We start from the raw sequence: 19,716 nt of genomic DNA on the forward strand, positions 1-19,716 counted from the left end.
TCGTTGTGCTCCAAGCTTGATGCGATCTGCGCCACACGAGAACTGCCCGAGTAGTACCTCAACACTGAACTTCCACTGAACCGACGGCACTGAACTTTCACCGAACTTCGGCGCGCTCGTCTTTTGGTTTCGCCGAAGGGGTGGCAGCCTGGGTGCATGGACCTGAATGGCGCGCCCGCCACCCCCGACCAGCTGAAGGTGCTTGCCCTCACGAACTACGGGCACTTCACCTCAATGCTCGTGGAAAAGGGTGAGGTCCGGGGACTGTCGCTGCACATGGCGCGGCTGGCCCGCGACTGCCGGCAGCTCTTCGACCAGGACCTCGACACCGACCAGGTCCGCGGCTACGTGCGGAACGCGCTCGGTGAACACGCAGGTGACCGGGTGGTCGTGCGCGTCACGGTCTTCGATCCCGCCTTGGACCTGGGGACCATCGGGCACGACGCGAACCCTCACGTGCTCGTCACGCACCGCGCGGCCGGCAGCGGAGCGCCTGCGCCGTGGCGACTTCAGGCAGCGGCCTACCAGCGCGACATGCCGTCGGTGAAGCACGTCGGTCTGTGGGGGACCATGCAACGCCGTCGGGCTGCGCAGCGCGACGGTTATGACGACGTTCTCTTTCTCAATCCCGACGGCACCATTTCTGAGGTCGCCACTTCGAACATCGGGTTTGTTCGTGAAGGCCGCATTATTTGGCCGCGTTCTGCATACCTCGCAGGCATCACGATGACGCTGCTCCACCAGGAACTGGACGAGCAGATTGTGACGGAGCCGCTGACGCTTTCGGATCTTCCGAGCATGGACGCTGCCTTCGCGACCAACGCCGCAACGGGCGTTCGAGCGGTGTCTTCGATCGACTCCACCGAGTGGGCGTCGGAGTCTCATCCCGTTCTGAAGGAGCTGAGGGAGCTGTATGCAGACATTCCGGCAGAACCGGTATAGGCAGCGCTTTCGGCCCGCTAGGCTCCCTTGGAGGGTCTCCAAGGGGGAGTGTTCAATGCCGACCGTGCAGCGCTGGACCGGCGTGGAAGTCCGCGCCCTACGCGATGCAATGCGCATGAGCCTTCGAGAGTTCGCAGCTCACCTAGGTGTGAGCGAGCGAATGGTCTCGAAGTGGGAGGCCGGCCGCGAGAACATCCAGCCGCGCCCGGTGAACCAGGCGGCGCTGGACACATGCCTGAGCCGCAGCGACCCCGACACCCACGCGCGCTTCACGTTCCTGGTCGGCGACTCCGTGCTGAGCGCGACCCAGGACGTGCAGGTGGAGCCGATCGGGAGTGGCCAGGTCCACCACCCGACCGACGGCAGCGCCATGATCATGGTCGAGGGAAGCGTCTTCCTCAGCGGTCCCAGCAACACCCCGGCGTGGATTCCCGGCTACTACATCGACGTGTTCCCGGTGTCGAACCAGGATTACGCGCGGTTCGTTGCCGCGACTGGACATCAGGCACCGGATCACTGGCCGGACGGCCAGTGCCCTCCCGAGGTCCAGGACCACCCGGTGGTCTTCGTGACCTGGAACGACGCGAGCGCCTACGCGACCTGGGCAGGGAAGTCGCTGCCGACGAGCCAGCAGTGGGAGAAGGCTGCCCGAGGAACGCGCGGCACCGTCTACCCGTGGGGCGACCAGCCGACGCCGGCCAAGTGCAACGTGCGGGAGAACGGTGTCGGCCTGACCACGCCCCGCGACTGCTACCAGAGCGGCATCAGCCCGTACGGCGTCTACGACATGTGCGGGAACGTCTGGGAGTGGTGCGCGACCGACACGAAGCCCGGTCGCCACGAGCTCAAGGGCGGAGCCTGGACGAGCCCGTTCAACAGGTCCACCCCGTCGTCCTTCAACGACGCGAACGCCACCATGAAGGACGACGACACGGGCTTCAGGTGTGTCGTCCCCGCGGACGCGATGGACGAGCTGCTTCGCCGACGCTGACTAAAGCTCCGCTGCTGCCTCAGCGATGAGTTCCACCGACTCGCTGGGGCTGAGCGCGAGCTTCGTCAGCTCGGTGAACAGCTGCTTGAACTGCCGGGTGCGGCTCAGGTCTTCGACGTACTCGCCGCTGACGGCCGTTTCGAGATACACAACGTCGTTGTGTTGGCGGTGTGGGAACTCCAGCAACGTGAACGGGCAGCCCATCGCCGGGTACGCGCCAACAGCGGCCGGCACCACCTGAACGCTAACCGCGGGATGCTCGCTGATCTCCATGAGGTGCAGCAGCTGCGCCTTCATCATCCGCTGTCCGCCGATCACCGGCCGCAGCACGCTTTCCGGGAAGACCGCTTCGACCGTGGGCGGGTACTTGTCGTTCAGACGCGTTGCCCATGCTTCTCGAACCATCGCCACCCGTGCGACGCGCACCGGGTCGCCGATCTGTAGGACGGCGTTCGTATAGCCAGGGAGCTGGAAGACCGCGGGGACGAGATCGGTCGTGAACGGGCGCAACACCGTCGCTTCGAACACGAGGTTCGCGAAGTCGGCCGCCGGGTCGAAGTTCAGGCCGTTGCCGCTTTTCTGCGTACGCACCCTCTCCGCGTGCTGGGCCTGCACAACCACGGCCTGCCACTCCGGGGTCGGGACTTTGTAGGTGTAGCCGAGCGCCATGATGTCGACGGGCGCCGAGGACTGCACCGCGTTCTCCATCATGGACAGCTTGGCGCTGCTGAAGCCCACGCTGCGGCCGGCCTCGGAGAGGCTCACATCGCGGGCGTCGCGCCAACCGGCCAGTTGCCGCCCAATGGCCCGTTCGAGCGCTGTGGCGTGGAAGTCCTTCCCCATCACGAGTTGAGCAGTTCGTCGAACGGAACGAAGCTGCACTCTCGCAGCTCACGAACCAGGTTCACGGCAACCATCCAGTGGACCATCGGGTCGCAGTACATGATTTCGGTGCCCAAGACTGCGGTAGGCGCGAACAAACCTGGCCGATAGAGCGTGCCGCGGACGCCCACGATCTCGAACGACCGAACCCGGACGGCGACAGCACTGCGCTGAAGTGCCGGGCACCGCCGCAGCGAGATCGCGACGCATCCGACGCATACAGGTGGCTCAACTGCGGCCATGCCCTCAGGCCAACGCTTCCAGTCTTCGCGGTGATCCTGAAACAGCCACAGAACACCGTCCGCCGTCCGATCGGCCGGCCCCGCACACACCTGACACAACAGCTCGGCCATAGCCCGCCGTTGCCGTGCCGGGTGCACCTTGCCGAACCGAGGCTTGCCCTTCCCCGGACGCTCCACGACTTTCTGCCACAAGACACCGTGGCCGTCCCGGTCGCCAGGAAGCTCCTGGGCATATCCGACACCGCGGTTGCCAGGGAGCATGACCACGCTGCAATTGAGGTCCGGCTCAGCGTCGTTGGAGGTGATGTACGGCGCGATGATTCGACCAACTTGGACGAGACTCATTCCGGTCACAGCGCCCGAAACTTCGGTGCTTTGCCGATGGACAGCTTCGGCGCGAGTCGCGTGCCGGGTTCTGGGAGCTCCAACAGCTTGAAGACGACATCCTGGAGCGCGCCGCTCCGTTCCCACACGATCTCGGAGGGTTCGTTGGGGATGACGAGAATGCGAAGCCCAAGAGCGTCGTCCTCGTCACGAACTCGGATGCAGTCTCTCCAACCGTCCGGCCACACCCTCGCAGCGTCGAGCACCGCAGCGGGATCGCCAGGATCATCGATCGGCAGGAACTTCCAGCCCGCTTCGCGGATGAGGACCAGATATTGGAGGCTGGGAAAGAGCTTCACTGCCTCGGCGTCGGTGAGCGGGCTCATGCCCCACCCACCGATGTGCCGCGAACATTGATGATCGACCACATGCTTGGAACGTAGATCCGCTCCAACATGCCAAGGGGTACAACGTGTACCCCCACCTGATCAGGTCAAGCTGCGATGCCGACTCGTTCGCACAGGTCCAGGACGTCCTGGCGCAGCCCGGTCGGCGGGTTGCTGCGCAGGTTGATCAGCATCTCCCGCGCGAACCCGTTGTACTTGATCGTCTCGGACGCCGTCCGCTCCGAGTGGTGCAGCAGCGCCCACGCCGCGTGCTTCTCGCCGCGCTGGTCGTGCGCACGGGCCACCTCGATCAGGTGCCGGGCACGCCGCGGGATAGAAGCGATGCTCTCCGCGTCGAACTGGTCCGCGGCGCGCAACGCCTCGGCCGGCCGCCGCAGTTCTACACCGAGCGTCGTGGCGTGCGCGGACATGACGGGTCGGCTGAACGACGACTGGGTGTGTCGGTAGCCAACTGGCAGCTCCTGTGCGATGCGGTCCGCGAGTTCCCAGGCCTCCCATGCTTCTCCGTGTCGGCCCCGACGAGCGTGCACGTAGGCGACCTCAGCCTTCAGCGCACCCCACATGCCCTTCCAGTCGTCGCCGCTGTCTAGGTAGGGCTCGATCTCGCGTGCGCCGAACGCCGCGACGTCCAACGCCTCGTCCCAGCGTCCAACGTCACGCAGTGCCTGGACCTTCGCCCACGTGCCTCCGGCGATAGCGAGCGGATCGTCAGCCTCCAGGGCCTCGTTCAACGCTCTGTCGGCGACGAGCCACACGAGTTCCGCGGCTGGTTGGTAGGCGCAGTAGAAGTCGGCGAGTCGGTACACGCCGGCCAGTACCCGACGGGCGTCACGGCGTTCCTCGCCGCGGATCACGCGCACGGCGCGCTGCGCGTCCCGGATGAGATCCGGGAGCAGTAGCCCGAGTTGGGTGCGGTGGTCGGGGCTTGCGTGCCGGACCTGCCAGGCCTGGTCCAGGCGGACCGCGAGGTGCGCGACGTTTGGCGGTCGGGCGTCGCTGGTCAGGTGGTAGTCGGTCAGCGCGGCCTGGACCGCGGCTAGCGCTACATGCTTCTCACCAGCGAATACGGAGACCGGCACGGCGTGGCCGTTGCCGGTGATCTCGGCCAGGTCCTGCACACCGAGGGCGTAGGCGATGCGGAGGAGCATCGGTAGACGTGGTGCTTGTAGCCGGCCGTTCTCGACGGCCTTCACCCACTCTGCGCTCCTGTCGACCAGGCCGCCGAGAACGGGGCGCGACATGCCGGCACGGTCTCGTGCCCACCTGATGCGCTGCCCGATCGTCGTGTGCGCGGGGTCGGGAAAACCCGAGGTCACCATAGGTCCACCTCATCGCCAGATGTGTCCTTGCCGATTCCCCGTCGGCCAACCCGGGGTGCCGATCCGGCAAGGTTGTCAGGTTTCAGCGTAGCTACGAGTGTGGGGCTTCAGTAGGGACAGCGAGCCACTCAAAGAAGGTCAACGTTCATGTGTCCCTCGTGCTGCCGGGTGCGCCGTCATCGATGTCAGGTGTTACATCCTGTCGCTCCCGATCGACAGTGTTTACGTGAGCGACTCGGAGCAACCACCAGTTCTTGACGATCTAGGCGAGCTAGAGCAGAAGATGGTCGACGCAGCCCGCCGAGGAGAATGGGTGGGGCCCGCAGCACGGATAAGTGTGAGCGAACTCGAGGAAACCGACGATCCGAACTTTCAGGTGCGGGCGGAGGTAGTACGCGAACTGCTGTGTGGTTACCGAGGAAAGCTGGATCCCCGTGGTGTTCTAGTGGCGGGAGTGCGAATTGTTGGTCGGCTAGATCTAAATCATATAACAGCCGTCGCGGGTCTTGCTCTTGTTGATAGTGCTTTGCCTGACGGGATGACTGGATATAACGGACGCTTGCGGAGAATTGACCTGAGTGGCAGCTTTATCGCGGGCATCCACGCTGACAGCGTACGGATAGACGGCAACCTGATTATGCGTGGTACGACGGTGCATGGAAAGAGTGCGAGTGGGGCATTGCAGATGCGCGGAGCGCATGTTGCAGGCGATATTGACCTCGACCGTGCCGCCGTTACTAATGATGACGGGCCTGCTCTGGTAGTTGAGCGTGCCAGAATTGATCAAAGTCTTTTTCTGCGCGATGCCTATTTGAGCGGGGCGGGTGATCTAGGCGCCTTTCGGATTCTCTCTGCGCACGTCGCTGGTGACCTCGAACTTGATCGGTCTGAGCTCGTCAATAGTAGTGGACCTTGCTTCGCGGCGGACGGACTGCGGGTAGACAACCGGCTGCTTTTGGAGGATGTTACCGCTGCGGGTCGAAGTAAGCGGGGGGCCGTGCGGCTTCTCGGCGCTAAGATAGGTCGACTAAGCCTTAATGGGGCCAACGTAGACAACAGTGAAGGTCCTGCTCTCGTGGCCGAGCGCATCCAGGTAAACGGTGGACTTTTTCTTCTGGCTGCCAAAATGGCGGGAGTTAGTGAAATTGGTGCTGTCGTGCTGACGGCCGCGAATATTGATGTTCAGCTAGTCGCGGCGCACGTTGCGATCCGCAACAGTGCGGGCCCTGCCCTTAGTGCAGACGCCATGGTTGTGAAGGGAGGCATGTTCCTGCGCGATGCTGTCCTGACCGGAGTGGGCGGTCAGGGGGTATTTCGACTGCTCACTGCGCATATCGCTGGCAGCTTCGAGCTTGATCGCATTTCTTTAACAAATCTCACGGGGCCTGCCTTGAGTGCGGACGGTCTCAGAGCTGATAGGAGCATGTATCTGCGCGGTGGGGAAGTGCGCGGGGAGGGAAGTTCTGGGGCAATCCGACTGCTCGACGCCAAGATTGACGGACAGGTTAATCTAAAAGATTCGGAGTTTAGTAACAAGTCGGGACCGGTGCTCGTGCTGAGTTCAACCACTATCAGTGGGGCTCTGTTTTTCCCGGCCTCATTGCAGTGCGTGCAGTCTTCCTCGGATGTTCGGTCTAAGGGCTGTCCGGCCGACGCATCGAAGATTGTTGTCCATGGTCTCACCTATGCTCGATTGGCGGATGTTTCATGGCGGCAATGGCTTCACTTGCTGGCGCACCATACTCTCTATTACCTCCCCCAGCCTTATCAACAGCTCGCTGCTGTAGAGCGAGCCGCTGGCCATGACACCAATGCCAGGCAGGTGCTCATCACGCAGCAGGAAGATCTGCGGCATCGCAGTCCTGAAGCTCTCGGCGGACGCCTAGCAAAGTGGCGACACGGTCTTTGGGGATGGCTTGGACGTTATGGCTACCGCGCTCACCGCCTTGTCACCGCTCTTGCTATAGTGCTCGCAGTCTCAGGAAGTTTGGGTTACGCCGCAGGGCAAGTTTCGACCCGGTCTGGCCACCATGCCGCTGAGCGTGTGGTGCCTGCATCGGTGCAATCCACGAGTAGTGGAATTCCCTGTTCCACCGCCGAATTAATTGGCCTCGGCATCGATCGCGGCCTGCCCGTGGGAGCCACAGGCCTGCGTGCACGTTGTGATCTCGACACTGCGACCCGTAGGGGGCAGGCCTTCACCTTTGTGTTGTGGCTGCTTCAAGCACTCGTCTGGGCTCTGGCAACTCTCGCTGTAGCTGCGTACACGGGGTTGGTCCGCAAGCCCACGTGATCATCAAGGGCGTGCTGCGGCCGTTGGCTAAGCCAAATGACGCACTGGGTGCCTCTTCCTGATTTGAGCCACCCGAAGCCAGACCGCCAGCATCGTCCGGCGAAGCCTCCATCAGCCACTGCCCTTGCCGAACTGGTGCCGAAGTTGTGCCTGTGGGCTCCGTAGTGCCAGTTCAAGCGTGGTGGCCGCGGCGCTCTGTAAATCCGTCGCGAAAGCTACAGAGGTTCGAATCCTCTACCCGCCACATAGTCAGAAAGGTCCCTGTGACCAGCGCGAGCTGAGCCACAGGGACCTTTCTGTTGTGTCCGGTCGATTCCGGCGTTTTCCGCGGCTTCAGCTGACGCGGAAGACCGGCCAGCCGATCTCGGTGCGCCACGCGGCGGGATCGCTCGAATCGCGGGGCCCGGCGAGGTAGACCTCGCGCACCGGCCCGGCAACCGACATCGCGTTCTCCACCACCCAGGTCCCGAGTGCGCCGTACGTGACCTCGACGCTGTCGTGCTCGCCGACGTGGGTCGTGACGGCCAGCTCTACGGCCGGGAGAACCACGGGGTGCACGCGTCCGGTGCGAGGTGGCGCGGCGGTCGGCAGGTAGACGAGCGCGCGACCTCGCTCCTCCTCGAAGAGGGCGTTGTCGTAGTTGCCACCCAGAGGGCCGGTCGCGGCGGCGCCGACGGCCGCCTCCAGTTCGGCCACCGCGCCCGCGAACCACGCCTCGACGTCGCCGTGCTCGACCACGGCCTCCACCGCTGCGACTGTCCGGGCGGGTTCTGCGCGCAACTCGACGTCTATCGGTGCGGGGTCGGGTCGGAGCAGGCGCCGCAGGGACACCACTGCGGCCCTGGTGCGGTCGAGCACGTCCTCCAGGCGTTGCAGGTGGTCTGCGACGAGGGTCGCCCGGACGTCGGGGTCGGGGGTTCGCAGGATGCGCTGCACGTCGCTCAGGGGGACGTCGAGTTCGCGGAGGCGGTGGATGACCTGTGCGGTGGGGATCTGGTCGACGCTGTAGTAGCGGTAGCCGGTGAACTCGTCCACCACGGCGGGTTCCAGCAGGGCCGCCTCGTGATAGCGACGAAGGGTTCGCACGCTCAGGTGGGTCAGCCGCGAGAACTCCCCGATGGTCAGCACCTGTTCATTGTGGAGTCTCCCCCTGGGGGAGAGTCCAAGGCTTGACCCTCCCGCGCCGTGAGGTCACACGGTGGGCTCATGACACAGCACACCGAATTGCTCCCGGCCACCGTGCGTGAGTTCTTCGCCGCCCACGTCGTTCGCGACGTCGACACCGCCTCGTCGTTCCTCACCGAGGACGTGGTGGTCGTCGACCAGGACGAGACCTTCCGCGGCCGCGAGGAGGTCCACGCGTTCCTGCAGGACGCCGCGTCCGAGTTCGAGTACACGACCGAACAGATCGGCGCTCGCCGCGTCGACGACGCCCACTGGGTGGTGACGGTGCGGCTCGAGGGCACCTTTCCGGGCGGCGTCGTCGAACTCGACTACCGGTTCGCGCTGCGGGACGACCTCGTCGCCGAACTCGTCATCGCCAACCACGCGGCCTGACCGAATCTTCAAGGGAGAGAACAGAGATGTCTGGTTCGGATCGCGATCGTCTCGACGGTCGCCGGGCGTTGGTCACCGGCGGTTCGAAGGGCTCGGGCAAGGCCGTCGCCGAGAGGCTGCGGGAGATGGGTGCTGACGTGTACGTGACGGCGCGGACGATGCCCGACGGGTACGAGCACCCCGACCGGTTCATCGCCGCGGACACGACGACGGTCGAAGGCACCGACCGGGTGGCCGCTCGCATCGCCGAGGCGGGCGCGCTCGACATCCTGGTGCACGTCGTCGGCGGTTCGTCGACGCCGGCCGGTGGGTTCGCGGTCATCACCGACGACCAGTGGCTCACCGAGCTGAACCTCAACTTCCTGGGAGCGGTGCGGCTCGATCGGGCTCTGCTCCCGGCGATGATCGGGTCCGGGTCGGGCGTGGTGCTGCACTTCACCTCGATCCAGCGAGAACTGCCCCAGCACGACGCGACCCTGGCGTACGCGGCGGCGAAGGCCGCTCTGCGCACGTACAGCAAGGGATTGGCCAACGAGCTCGCGCCGCGCGGCGTGCGGGTCAACGCGATCAGCCCCGGCGGGATCGAGACCGAGGCCTACGAACGATTCGTCGACCGGATCGCCGAGGGCAACGGACTCACCCGCGAAGCGGCGAAGCAGACCATCTACGACTCCCTCGGCGGAGTACCCCTGGGGCGATTCGCGCGCACCGAGGAAATCGCCGACCTGGTCGGGTTTCTGGTCTCGGACCGCGCCTCGGCGATCGTGGGCGCCGAGTACGTGATCGACGGCGGGACCGTTCCGACCGTCTGAGTCGCCGATGCGGGGCTCCCGGCCTTGATAGCGTTCGCGCGCAGCCTTGCGAGGCCGGACCGAGGGGGATCTCAGTGCGTACGCAGATGGCCACGGAGGCCGGGAGAACGACGGCGCCGAGCGAGGACCGGGCGTTGGTCGGGCCGAACCTCCTGGCGGTGCTCGACGGCGTCACGGCGAAGCCCGAGAACGGGTGCGCGCACGGCGTCGGGTGGTTCGCCGACCAGCTGGCCGCGGAGATCCTTCGGGTCGCTCACCTCGACCCCGCAGAGGCGCTCAAGAAGGCCGTCGACCAGGCCGCCGAGCTGCACGCGGGCACGTGCGACCTCGATCATCCCGACTCGCCGTCGGTGGCGATCGCGGTGGTGCAGATCAAGGACGACGTGCTGCGGTACCTGGTGCTCGGGGACGCCACGGTGGTGGTGGACACCAAGCAGGAGTTGCGCGTCGTGAGTGACACGAAGACGCAGCGGACGGCCGGGGCGAAGACCGAGGACGTCGAGCACGCGCTGACCGGTGAGGTGGCGCTTCAGGACGTGCGGCGGGTGGCGATCCTGTCGGACGGGGCGGCGCGGGCGGTCGACCTGTTCAACCTCTTCGACTGGCGGCAGGCGTTGGACCTGATGGCTGCCAACGGGCCGGATGACCTCATTCGCCGGATGCGCGCCGTGGAGAAGGAAGACGCCAAGGCCGTGGACTGGCCGCGGCAGAAGATCTCGGACGACGCCACCGTGGTCTACCTCGACCGGTGACAACGGACGTCAGCGCGCCTGCTGCTCAATGCCTAGGAGCCGGTTCCACACCTCGGCGGCGGGCGATGGCGCGCATGTTGTCCTCGCCCCAGTCGCCCAACGGCAGCAGCGCCTCGTTCAGGCGCACTCCCAAAGCCGTGAGCGAGTACTCGACGCGGGGCGGGACCTCGTGGAACACCTCGCGGTGCACGATCTCGTCCGCCTCCATCTCGCGCAGCACCTGGATCAGCATCTTCTCGCTGATGCCGGAGACGGAGCGGCGCAGTTCGCCGGTGCGCATCGGGCCGTGGTGCAGCGCCCAGAGGATGAGGGCCTTCCAGCGGCCGCCGATCACGTCGATCGCGGCGTCCAGTCCGCAGGCGTACTGCCGTGGCTTCATGCTGGATCCTTACCAAAAGGTGGGTACCTGACAAAATAGTAGGTACTTGTCGGAATGACAGCATCAAACCAGCATCGAACGCATGGGGATCAAGAAGACCGTGAGCGTGCTCGGCCTCGGCCGGATGGGCAGCGCGCTCGCCAGGGCCCTCGTCGAAGAGGGCTACGAAGTCACGGTCTGGAACCGCACGCCCAAGACCGTCGAGAACACCAGAACCGTTGCAACGCCTGAAGAAGCGTTCAAGAGCGACGTCGTCGTCACCTGTCTGTCCACTTACGACGTTCAGCAACCGTTGCTCACCGACGAGATCAAGGTCCTCGTCAACCTGACGTCCGGCACGCCGGAGCAGGCCAGGCAGACCGCGCAGTGGGCTGAAGACAACGGAGTCGAGTACGTCGACGGCGTGATCATGGCTGTACCGCAGCAGATCGGCACCGACACCGCGAGGATCCTGTTCAGCGGCAACGAGAACCACCACGTGCTCGACGCGTTCGGCGAACCGGTGTACGTGGGGGAGGACGCGGGACTCGCCGCGCTCTACGACCTCGCACTGCTCGGCATCATGTGGGCGACCTTCGGCGGCTACGTCCAGGCGGTCGCGCTGATGGGCTCCGCGGGCATCAAGCCCGGGCAGTTCACGCCGATGGCGATGGACTGGCTGAGCGAGATGACCACGCACCTGCCCGAGATGGGCGCGGCCACCGAGTCGCGGAACTACGAGACCGACGTGTCCGCGCTGGACATCAACGTGTCGGGGCTGCGCCTGCTGGTCGAGGCGAACGAGCAGCAAGGCCTCGACGCCACCGTCCCGCAGGCCCTGCACAGCGTGTTCGAACGCGCCCAGCGCCTCGGCCACGGCAACCACAGCATCGCGAGCATCATCGAGGGGATCCGCAAGTGAAGTATCTGGGGAAGAAGGTCGTCGTCACCGGCGGCACGCACGGCATGGGGCGCGCGACGGTCGACAAGCTGGTCGCCGGGGGCGCCGAGGTGCTGCTCACCGGCCGCAGCACCGAGAAGGCCGAGGGCGTCAAAGCGCACGTCGTCAAGTCGGACGCGGCGAACCTCCACGACGTCGAGAAGCTCGAAACCGAAGTGCGGGAACGACTCGGCCGGATCGACCTGCTCTTCGTCAACGTCGGCTACTCGACGCTGACGCCGTTCCCGCACGCCACCGAGAACGACTACGACCGCACGTTCGACATCAACACCAAGGGCGCGTTCTTCACCGCCCAACGCCTGGCCCCGCTGATCAACGACGGCGGCGCGATCGTTTTCACGACCAGCGTCGCCACCGAACAGGGTGCCGAAGGACTGACCCTCTACGCCGCTGCCAAGGCGGCCGTGCGGTCGTTCGCCAGGGGGTTCGCCGCCGAACTCGCGCCGCGCGCCATCAGGGTCAACGTCGTCAGTCCCGGCTTCATCGACACCCCGTCGATGGGTGTGGTCGGCGCGTCGCCGGAGACGTTGCAGGAGTTCAAGGAGATCGGCGACCGCATGACGCCGTTGAAGCGTCACGGCACGATGGACGAGGTCGCGGACGCCGTGCTGTTCCTCGGCTTCGACGCCACCTTCACGACCGGCTCCGAACTCGCCGTCGACGGCGGGCTGGGCCAGGGCGTCCACGTGTAAAAAATCTTCGAACGACCTGTCACATCTTCCGGACCTGCCGGGTCGAGCAGGTACCAGACGGAAGAGACAGGGAGAACGAAGATGAGGATCGCCAACCCGATGATGTCGGTGCCCGGTGCGATGAAGGCGCTGCTGGGGCTGTCCGAGGCCGCGGAGAGGACCGGGCTGGACAAGACCTTCCTGGAGCTGGTCTACCTCCGCGTCAGCCTGATCAACAGCTGCGGGGTGTGCATCGACTTCCACGGCAAGCTGCTGCGCAAGGCGGGCGAGACCGACGAGCGGATCCTCGCCGTGGCCGGCTGGCGGGACGTGCCGTACTACACCGACGCGGAGAAGGCGGCGTTCGCGCTCGCCGAGGAGATGACGCACGTGCACGTCAGCGACGGCGTGTGGGCCGAGGCGGCGAAGCACTGGAGCGAGGAGCAGCTGGCGGGGCTCACGATCGCGATCTCCGCGATCAACGTCTGGAACCGGCTGAACGTCGCCACGGGTCAGAAGGTCGCGTGAGCGAAGAAGGTTGAAGCCGGCGCGCAAGAGCTTCCTCTCTCTTGCGTGCCGGCCTCAGCGCGGAGCATACCCCATGTCGAACAGATGTTCGATCATTGGGCGATCAACGCGCCGTTCAGCAGGCGGCGAGTGCCGCGCGGCCGTCGTCGGTCAGTTCCGCACCGACGCGCAGGCCGAAGCTCGTGGGCTGCGAGGGGCGCAGCAGGCCGGCGTGCACGAGGTCGTGCGTCGCCGTCCGGTCGCAACACGGCAGGCCGTCGACGTACAGATCGGGCTCCGCACCGCCGGTCACCTCGGCGCGGCCCGCGGCGACCGCCCGCAGCATCGCTCTCGCTCTGGCACTGAGTTCCATGTCGACCCCCCAGGTGTGGCGTCCGAATCCGCTTACCCCTTTGTCGAAATAGAGGCCGGATTCGTTCCACAAGTACGGGTTCGTTTGGGTTCTTCGCTTGTGTGAACGGGTAGATCATGTCCCACTAGGCCGTTCGGGTTGCGCCGACACGCCGGACGACGCGCGCAACGCGGGCCGGCGAACCCACGTCGTCCACCGCGGGCGGTACCCGTTCGAATTCCAGAACGGCGTCGAGCGCGGGTTCGGCAGGGCGTGGTGGAGCAGCGTCGACGCCACCCCGGACGAGTCCAGGACGTCGTGCGCGTGGGCGAGCAACGCGCCGCCTGCGCCCGTGCCGCGCGCATCAGGCCGCACGCCGAGATGACCGAGGTACGCGAACGGCCGCGCCGAGGCGAAGCGGTCCATCCACCCCGCGTCCTGCGGCATGTCGACGTAAAGCATGCCGACGGGCGTGTCGCCCGAAACCGCCAGCCACATCGCCTCGTGGTCGCGGTCGAGCACCTCGGCCAGCGCGGCACGCAGGTGTTCGGCCGTGTTCGGGCGTTCGGTGACCATGCCGAACGCCGCGTCGTACCGAACGGTGTGCATGTTGATTTCCAGCGCGACGTCGAGATCGGCACGCACGGCCGGACGCACGACCACGGCGGACGGCCGCGCGGGAGCAGTCCGACCGGCCAGACGTTCGGCGATGACGGTCAACGGCGCGAACCCGCGGTGGATCAACGGCAGCGTGCTCGCCGTCTCGTGGCTCGGCACCGTCACCATCGCCGCGGTCTCGAGGTCGTCCAGGCCGGTCAGCCTGGTCTCCCACTCGTCGAGCAGCGACGGCAGGTCACAGCCATCGTGCCAGGTCAGCGCGTGCAGGCGCAGTGGTCCCCAGGTCGCGAGCAGGGAGTCCGGATCTGTTTCGCGGTAGGAAAAAGTCTCGGCCACGGCCCATCTGAGCATGGCAGGGTCGGTGTTGTGGAGATCTACGTCGTCGACGCTTTCACCGACCGGCCGTTCGCGGGCAACCCCGCCGGAGTCGTGCTCCTGACCGAACCGCGCGAGGACGCCTGGATGCAGCAGGTCGCGGCCGAGATGAAGCACGCCGAGACGGCCTTCGTCACGCCCGACAACCACCTGCGCTGGTTCACGCCGGAGGCCGAGGTGGACCTCTGCGGGCACGCCACCCTCGCGACCGCGCACGTGCTGGGCGGCGAACAGGCGTTCACCACGCGTAGTGGGGTGCTCACATGCACAAATGACGATGGATGGGTCCGCATGGACTTCCCCGCGGACCCTCCAGAGTTGATTGACCCGCCAATCGGTCTAGCGGAAGCGCTGCCACATGCGACGATCAAGTCCGTGTCGCGCGGGCGCTTCGACTTCCTGATCGAGTTGGAGAGCGCCGCGGAGGTCCGTTCTCTGCGACCTGATGTCCAAGGACTGGCACAAATTCAGTCACGCGGAGTGATTGTGACGGCCGTCGGCGACGGAGATGCGGACATCGTCAGCCGCTGCTTTTATCCGGCCGTCGGCGTGCCGGAGGACCCCGTCACCGGATCGGCCCACTGCACCCTTGCGTCCTATTGGGTGCCCCGGCTGAACCGGGCTGACCTGCTGGCGGAGCAGGCGTCACCCCGTGGCGGGTTCGTGCGCGCGACCCTTGCACAAGATCGCGTACTGCTCTCGGGGAGGGCTGTGACGGTGCTCCGGGGACACCTCTCCGGGTAGCCACGTCTGGGTGAATCGACGTCACCAAACGTGCTCGACCTGCCATTTCGTCCCCCGAGCGGGGTACATTGGTGCCCCTGGAGGGGTCCTGATCGCCAAGTGCGGGACCCCTCAGTCACGCCTAGAGGTCCCCCCACCCAGGCCGACGAGGAGGCTGGATGTCCGACCGAGCGTCGGCCCCCGTGTCGGACTCGGCCGCCTGGTCGGCCAAGTCGACCAACCGCGCGTTCAGCGCGTTCGCCGTCACCCTCCTGGTGGCCGGCATCGTCTGCGCGGGCATGGTCGCGGCCTGGTTGCCGGAGCGGGAGACCACCTCCCTGTTCTGGATCGGCCCGCTGCTCGTCGTCGGCTTCCTGCTGGCGGAACAGCTCGCGATCAACGTCGACGTCCGCAGCGGCGTCGCCTGGACGATCTCCTTCACCGAGATCCCGCTGGTGCTGGGCTTGCTGGTGGCGCCGTTCGAGATCGTGCTCGCCGCGCACGTGGTCGCGGGCGTCGGCACGTTGCTCGGCCGCCGGATCCTGGACCGCGCCGTCTACAACGCGGGCCTCATGTTCATGGAGATCTCCGTGGCCTTCGCGGCCGCGACCGCCGTGAACAACATGCTCGGCAAGGGCGGGCCGTTCTGGGCGGGCGCGTTCGTCGGCACCATCACCGTGCCGCTGCTCGCGAGCGTGCTGGGCCTCATCGCGTTGCGCCTCATGGGCAAGTCGATGCGCGTCGGCAACAGCGTGCGTCTCGTGCTCCAGACGCTGGTCGTGGCGCTGCTGAACACCTCGGCCGGCCTCGTCGGCTACCAGATCGTCACCACCACCGAGTGGGGCGGCGTCCTCATCGTCCTGGTGCTCGCGGGCATCGTGGCCACCTACCTCGCCTACTCCGGACTGCTGCGCGAACAGCGCGACCTGGAGGCGTTGAGCGAGGTCAGCCTCCGCGTCGCGCGTTCGGGCCAGCACGGCACCGGCCCGCGCCAGCCCGACGACGACCTCACCACCGGCGTCGAAGAGGACGAGTGGCAGCTCATCGCGGAACGCATCCGCGAGCAGCTCAACGCGAACAGGGTCGTGCTGCGCCTGCGCACCGACCCGCAGGAAGCCATGATCACCCTCGTCGCCGGCGAACCGCTGCCCGACGAGATGGCCGCGACGGACCCCCGTGCCGTGCGCGAGGACCCGGTTCTCCAACTGCCCGGCACGCACGTCCGCTACTACCGCGTGGCCGATGCGACCGAGGACGTCACCGAGGCCCTGCTGCGCCGCGACGCGCAGGAGGCGCTGGTCGTCCCGTTGCGCGGCGCGACCCAACTGCTCGGCGCCGTCGAGGCCCACGACCGGCTCTCGCGCTGGCGCGGGTTCGGCAAGGCCGACATCCAGCTGTTGCGCACGTTGGCCTCGCACCTCGCGACGGCCGTCGACAACCGCCGCCTGCTCGCCCGCCTGCGCCACGACGCCTACCACGACCCGCTGACCGGCCTGCTGAACCGCGCGGGCTTCCGCGAGGCGTGCGCGGAGCCGTTGCGCGAGTCCCAGCGGGGTGTGGTGCTGCGCATCGACCTCGACATCCTGTCTACCGTCTCCGACGCGCTGGGCCAGGCCTGGGGCAACCGGATGGTCGTCGCCGCCGGACGTCGCCTGCGTGACGCACTCGGTGCGGACGTGCCGCTCGCACGGCTCGAGGGCGGTGCATTCGCCGCATACCTCGACGACGAGCGTGCGGCCACTGCGCACGAAACCGCCGAACGTCTGCGTGCGGGACTTTCCGTGCCATACCCCGTCGATCGCCTGACGGTCGAGGCCTCCGCAGTCGTCGGTTACGCCTCGAAGGCCGACTCCGAGACCGAGGACCCGGACCCCGACGTGTTGCTGCAACGGGCCGACGTGGCCGTGCGCGCGACGTCCGAGGGCACGCCGGTGAAGGCCTACGCGCCGTCGATGGGCCACCTGTTCCTGCGCCGCTTCCAGCTCGTCACGCAGTTCCGCCAGGCCGTCGAGACCGGCCAGATCTCGGTGCACTACCAGCCGAAGGTCGCGCTGCCGTCCCGTCAGGTCGTGGGCGCGGAAGCGTTGGTGCGCTGGACACATCCCGAGTTCGGCCGCGTCGACCCGGACGAGTTCGTGCCGGCCGTCGAGGCCACCGGACTCGTGGACGTGCTGACGGACTTCGTGATGGACCGCGCTCTCGAACGGGTGCGCCGCTGGCTCGACCGCGGGCTGCGGATGTCCATCGCGGTCAACCTGTCCGTGCGGACCTTGGGCGACGAGGACTTCCCGAACCGCGTCGAGGCCGCGCTGGAACGCCACGACGTGCCTTCGGGCCTGCTGACCTTCGAACTCACCGAGTCGGGCGTCATGGCCGACCCCGAACGCGCTCTGCCGGTGCTGCGGCGCCTGCACGCGATCGGCGTCGTGCTGGCGGTCGACGACTTCGGCACCGGCTACTCGTCACTCGCGTACCTGCGCCAGCTGCCGGTGGACGAGGTGAAGATCGACAAGTCGTTCGTGCTCGGGATGGGCACGGACCTCGGCGACATGGCCGTGGTCCGGTCGATCGTGGAGCTCGGGCACTCGCTCGGTCTCGTCGTGGTCGCCGAAGGCGTCGAGGACGACGCCGCCCGTGACCAGTTGGTCGGGATGGGCTGCGACGTGGCCCAGGGCTACCTGATCTCCCGGCCGCTGTCCGAGGACCGCTTCGAGGCGTGGCTGCGCGCCCGAACGGTGCAGGTCAGGGGTGCTCGCGATGAGACGGTGCTCACCTTGGTCCACTAAGGGACCCCCGGATTTCGTTCTTGGTTGCCCTGTGTTGTAGAGTTCTCCTTGCTCGGCAAGAACGAAAGAGCAAGCCCCTTTAGCTCAGTCGGCAGAGCGTCTCCATGGTAAGGAGAAGGTCTACGGTTCGATTCCGTAAAGGGGCTCCACTACTGGCCGCAGTGCTGAGCGCTGCGGCTTGTAGTTGTGTTAAAGCGGTGTAGCTCAGTTGGTAGAGCAAGCGGCTCATAATCGCTGTGTCGCCGGTTCAAGTCCGGCCACCGCTACGTGAGTGGGTGGGGTCTGTCCGCGAAGAGCGCGGACCTTCCTCACTCCGCCATAATTTTGGGGGCCAAGCCCCCACACCCCCGGGCAGCGACGTTGCCCGCCCCGCCAGACGGTAAGCCCGGACTGGGTTCACGGGGTCTCGTGTGCTCTCAGGAAGGCAAGGACCGTGGCTGCAACCGACGTACGCCCCAAGATCACCCTCGCGTGCGAGGAGTGCAAGCACCGGAACTACATCACCAGGAAGAACCGGCGCAACGACCCGGACCGCCTGGAGATCAAGAAGTTCTGCCCGAACTGCAAGACGCACCGCGCGCACAAGGAAACCCGCTGAGCGCGTAGCGAAGCTTTCGACCGAGGCCCGTCCCACACGTGGGGCGGGCCTCGTCGCATATAGGCTCTTCAGGTGCCTCTTGACCCCGCTTTCACCGGACGCAGTTATCCGCCGTCGCAGCCGTACGACGTGAGCCGCGAGAAGATCCGCGAATTCGCCGAGGCGATCGGCGCGACCAGCCAGGCCTACTTCGACGCCGACGCGGCGAAGGCGTTGGGGCACAGGGACGTCATCGCGCCGCCGACGTTCGCGATCGTCGTGTCGATGAAGACGAACGAGACGGTCATGTTCGACCCGGAGCTGAAGCTCGACTACAGCCGCGTCGTGCACGGCGACCAGAACTTCATCCACCACCGCCCCATCACCGCGGGCGACCAGCTCGTGTGCGTGGCGCACATCGACGCCATCAACTCCCGCATGGGCAACGACATGGTCAACGTGCGGACGGAGATCAGCACGGTCGACGGCGAGCTCGTCGCCACCGCCAAGTCGATGCTCGTCGTGAGGGGAGAAGACGCGTGACGAACGCTGCCGTGGGTACCGAGCTGCCGGCGTTGTCCGTGCGTCTCAAGCGCGCCGACCTCGTCCGCTACGCGGGCGCCTCGCTGGACTTCAACCCCATCCACTGGAACGAGAAGACGGCCAAGGACGTCGGCCTCCCGGACGTCATCGCGCACGGCATGCTGACGATGGCCGTGGCGTCCCGGATCGTCGCCGAGTGGATCGGCGACCCCGGTGCGATCGTCGAGTACGGCTGCCGCTTCGGCCGGCCCGTCGTGGTGCCGAACGACGACGAAGGTGCCCTGGTCGAGGTCACCGCGAAGGTCACCAAGGACTTCGAGGACGGAACTGTGAAGGTCAACATCAACGCCGCTTTTGACGGCAAGTCGGTGTTGACAGGTGCTTTCGCCCGCGTGCGGGTCGGCTGATCTTGTGATCAAGAACACCACCGGACAACCCGGTCCGGTGGTGTTTGCGGTGCTCAAGCGAGATTTGGGCCTGGATCGTGCTTCAGTTGCACGACCCTGATTCGTGTTCTCGGCCTGCGTGTGGGTAGGCTGTGCGACAGGCCGCTCGGCAAGTGCTTGAGCGGTCTGGTTGGAATGGACGGGACAGGCTCCCGTACACTTCCTGCTTGGCCAGGGGATCCCCACTCGGGATCTCAAAGGGGTGTAGCTCAACTGGCAGAGCAGCGGTCTCCAAAACCGCAGGTTGCAGGTTCAAGTCCTGTCGCCCCTGCTGTCAA

General features: G+C 66.2%; 22 protein-coding genes and 3 tRNA genes. 17 read left to right on the plus strand and 8 right to left on the minus strand.

The genetic code is table 11. The features are described 5' to 3' along the window. Positions 1-156 precede the first annotated feature (156 nt). Both JNUCC0626_RS36590 and JNUCC0626_RS36595 read left to right on the plus strand, forming a co-directional pair. Positions 157-942, plus strand: coding sequence for an aminotransferase class IV family protein (locus JNUCC0626_RS36590; RefSeq protein WP_394615282.1), 786 nt, complete (start codon positions 157-159; stop codon positions 940-942). A 55-nt stretch (positions 943-997) separates the two neighbouring features. After that, positions 998-1,933, plus strand: a complete 936-nt coding sequence (locus tag JNUCC0626_RS36595) for an SUMF1/EgtB/PvdO family nonheme iron enzyme (RefSeq protein ID WP_394615283.1) — start codon at positions 998-1,000, stop codon at positions 1,931-1,933. Here the strand turns inward: JNUCC0626_RS36595 and JNUCC0626_RS36600 are convergent, their stop codons facing one another. The 4 genes from JNUCC0626_RS36600 to JNUCC0626_RS36615 form a co-directional block, all read right to left on the minus strand. Next, positions 1,934-2,776: a helix-turn-helix domain-containing protein gene (locus JNUCC0626_RS36600; RefSeq protein ID WP_394615284.1), complete on the minus strand. Its 843-nt coding sequence runs from the start codon at positions 2,774-2,776 to the stop codon at positions 1,934-1,936. Then, the gene (locus tag JNUCC0626_RS36605; protein WP_394615285.1) at positions 2,776-3,402 is read right to left on the minus strand and encodes a hypothetical protein; all 627 of its coding nucleotides are present in this window, start codon (positions 3,400-3,402) and stop codon (positions 2,776-2,778) included. Before JNUCC0626_RS36605 ends, JNUCC0626_RS36600 begins: the two co-directional genes overlap by 1 nt. A gap of 5 nt (positions 3,403-3,407) precedes the next feature. Further along, positions 3,408-3,767 carry a hypothetical protein gene (locus tag JNUCC0626_RS36610; protein ID WP_394615286.1) on the minus strand — a complete coding sequence of 120 codons (360 nt, stop codon included), beginning with the start codon at positions 3,765-3,767 and terminating at the stop codon, positions 3,408-3,410. A gap of 107 nt (positions 3,768-3,874) precedes the next feature. Further along, positions 3,875-5,107 (minus strand): helix-turn-helix domain-containing protein, encoded by a 1,233-nt coding sequence (locus JNUCC0626_RS36615; RefSeq protein WP_394615287.1) that lies wholly within the window; start codon positions 5,105-5,107, stop codon positions 3,875-3,877. Positions 5,108-5,333: 226 nt separating this feature from the next. Between JNUCC0626_RS36615 and JNUCC0626_RS36620 the strand changes: the two genes are divergently transcribed. After that, positions 5,334-7,400, plus strand: coding sequence for a hypothetical protein (locus tag JNUCC0626_RS36620; RefSeq protein ID WP_394615288.1), 2,067 nt, complete (start codon positions 5,334-5,336; stop codon positions 7,398-7,400). Between the two features lie 333 nt (positions 7,401-7,733). Here the strand turns inward: JNUCC0626_RS36620 and JNUCC0626_RS36625 are convergent, their stop codons facing one another. Continuing rightward, entirely contained in the window at positions 7,734-8,528 is a 795-nt protein-coding gene (locus JNUCC0626_RS36625; RefSeq protein ID WP_394615289.1) for a MerR family transcriptional regulator, read from the minus strand. Positions 8,529-8,606: 78 nt separating this feature from the next. Here JNUCC0626_RS36625 and JNUCC0626_RS36630 point away from each other — a divergent pair, with 78 nt between their 5' ends. The 3 genes from JNUCC0626_RS36630 (at position 8,607) to JNUCC0626_RS36640 (ending at position 10,521) form a co-directional block, all read left to right on the plus strand. Then, positions 8,607-8,957: a nuclear transport factor 2 family protein gene (locus tag JNUCC0626_RS36630; RefSeq protein WP_394615290.1), complete on the plus strand. Its 351-nt coding sequence runs from the start codon at positions 8,607-8,609 to the stop codon at positions 8,955-8,957. A gap of 26 nt (positions 8,958-8,983) precedes the next feature. Then, positions 8,984-9,769, plus strand: a complete 786-nt coding sequence (locus tag JNUCC0626_RS36635) for an SDR family oxidoreductase (RefSeq protein WP_394615291.1) — start codon at positions 8,984-8,986, stop codon at positions 9,767-9,769. Positions 9,770-9,843: 74 nt separating this feature from the next. Continuing rightward, positions 9,844-10,521: a protein phosphatase 2C domain-containing protein gene (locus tag JNUCC0626_RS36640; RefSeq protein WP_394615292.1), complete on the plus strand. Its 678-nt coding sequence runs from the start codon at positions 9,844-9,846 to the stop codon at positions 10,519-10,521. A gap of 25 nt (positions 10,522-10,546) precedes the next feature. Here the strand turns inward: JNUCC0626_RS36640 and JNUCC0626_RS36645 are convergent, their stop codons facing one another. Beyond that, entirely contained in the window at positions 10,547-10,900 is a 354-nt protein-coding gene (locus JNUCC0626_RS36645; protein ID WP_394615293.1) for a winged helix-turn-helix transcriptional regulator, read from the minus strand. 82 nt (positions 10,901-10,982) lie between these two features. Between JNUCC0626_RS36645 and JNUCC0626_RS36650 the strand changes: the two genes are divergently transcribed. From JNUCC0626_RS36650 to JNUCC0626_RS36660, 3 genes are all read left to right on the plus strand, one after another. Continuing rightward, positions 10,983-11,801 carry an NAD(P)-dependent oxidoreductase gene (locus tag JNUCC0626_RS36650; protein ID WP_394615294.1) on the plus strand — a complete coding sequence of 273 codons (819 nt, stop codon included), beginning with the start codon at positions 10,983-10,985 and terminating at the stop codon, positions 11,799-11,801. After that, complete coding sequence (locus JNUCC0626_RS36655; RefSeq protein ID WP_394615295.1) at positions 11,798-12,532, plus strand: SDR family NAD(P)-dependent oxidoreductase; 735 nt, start codon at positions 11,798-11,800, stop codon at positions 12,530-12,532. Before JNUCC0626_RS36650 ends, JNUCC0626_RS36655 begins: the two co-directional genes overlap by 4 nt. An 81-nt stretch (positions 12,533-12,613) precedes the next feature. Then, positions 12,614-13,039, plus strand: coding sequence for a carboxymuconolactone decarboxylase family protein (locus tag JNUCC0626_RS36660; protein ID WP_394615296.1), 426 nt, complete (start codon positions 12,614-12,616; stop codon positions 13,037-13,039). Between the two features lie 115 nt (positions 13,040-13,154). On the opposite strand, the gene JNUCC0626_RS36665 is transcribed toward JNUCC0626_RS36660, so the two are convergent. Then, the gene (locus JNUCC0626_RS36665; protein ID WP_394615297.1) at positions 13,155-13,391 is read right to left on the minus strand and encodes a hypothetical protein; all 237 of its coding nucleotides are present in this window, start codon (positions 13,389-13,391) and stop codon (positions 13,155-13,157) included. 114 nt (positions 13,392-13,505) lie between these two features. Continuing rightward, complete coding sequence (locus JNUCC0626_RS36670; protein ID WP_394615298.1) at positions 13,506-14,339, minus strand: GNAT family N-acetyltransferase; 834 nt, start codon at positions 14,337-14,339, stop codon at positions 13,506-13,508. 15 nt (positions 14,340-14,354) lie between these two features. On the opposite strand from JNUCC0626_RS36670, the gene JNUCC0626_RS36675 reads away from it, so the two are divergent. The 8 genes from JNUCC0626_RS36675 to JNUCC0626_RS36710 all read left to right on the plus strand — a co-directional run bounded on the left by JNUCC0626_RS36675 (position 14,355) and on the right by JNUCC0626_RS36710 (position 19,709). Then, the gene (locus JNUCC0626_RS36675) at positions 14,355-15,107 is read left to right on the plus strand and encodes a PhzF family phenazine biosynthesis protein (protein WP_394615299.1); all 753 of its coding nucleotides are present in this window, start codon (positions 14,355-14,357) and stop codon (positions 15,105-15,107) included. A gap of 158 nt (positions 15,108-15,265) precedes the next feature. After that, complete coding sequence (locus JNUCC0626_RS36680) at positions 15,266-17,872, plus strand: EAL domain-containing protein (protein WP_394615300.1); 2,607 nt, start codon at positions 15,266-15,268, stop codon at positions 17,870-17,872. A 73-nt stretch (positions 17,873-17,945) separates the two neighbouring features. Continuing rightward, positions 17,946-18,021: transfer RNA gene (locus JNUCC0626_RS36685), tRNA-Thr, on the plus strand. Positions 18,022-18,065: 44 nt separating this feature from the next. After that, a tRNA-Met gene (locus tag JNUCC0626_RS36690) sits at positions 18,066-18,138 on the plus strand. Between the two features lie 167 nt (positions 18,139-18,305). After that, the gene (gene rpmG / locus JNUCC0626_RS36695; protein ID WP_015105301.1) at positions 18,306-18,470 is read left to right on the plus strand and encodes a 50S ribosomal protein L33; all 165 of its coding nucleotides are present in this window, start codon (positions 18,306-18,308) and stop codon (positions 18,468-18,470) included. A gap of 72 nt (positions 18,471-18,542) precedes the next feature. Beyond that, complete coding sequence (locus JNUCC0626_RS36700) at positions 18,543-18,992, plus strand: MaoC family dehydratase N-terminal domain-containing protein (protein ID WP_394615301.1); 450 nt, start codon at positions 18,543-18,545, stop codon at positions 18,990-18,992. Continuing rightward, a complete protein-coding gene (locus tag JNUCC0626_RS36705) occupies positions 18,989-19,399 on the plus strand; it encodes a MaoC/PaaZ C-terminal domain-containing protein (protein WP_394615302.1) in 411 nt (136 codons plus the stop codon). Before JNUCC0626_RS36700 ends, JNUCC0626_RS36705 begins: the two co-directional genes overlap by 4 nt. A gap of 237 nt (positions 19,400-19,636) precedes the next feature. Beyond that, positions 19,637-19,709: transfer RNA gene (locus JNUCC0626_RS36710), tRNA-Trp, on the plus strand. Positions 19,710-19,716: the final 7 nt, after the last annotated feature.

The organism is Lentzea sp. JNUCC 0626 (genome assembly GCF_043632865.1).
Lineage (GTDB): Bacteria > Actinomycetota > Actinomycetes > Mycobacteriales > Pseudonocardiaceae > Lentzea.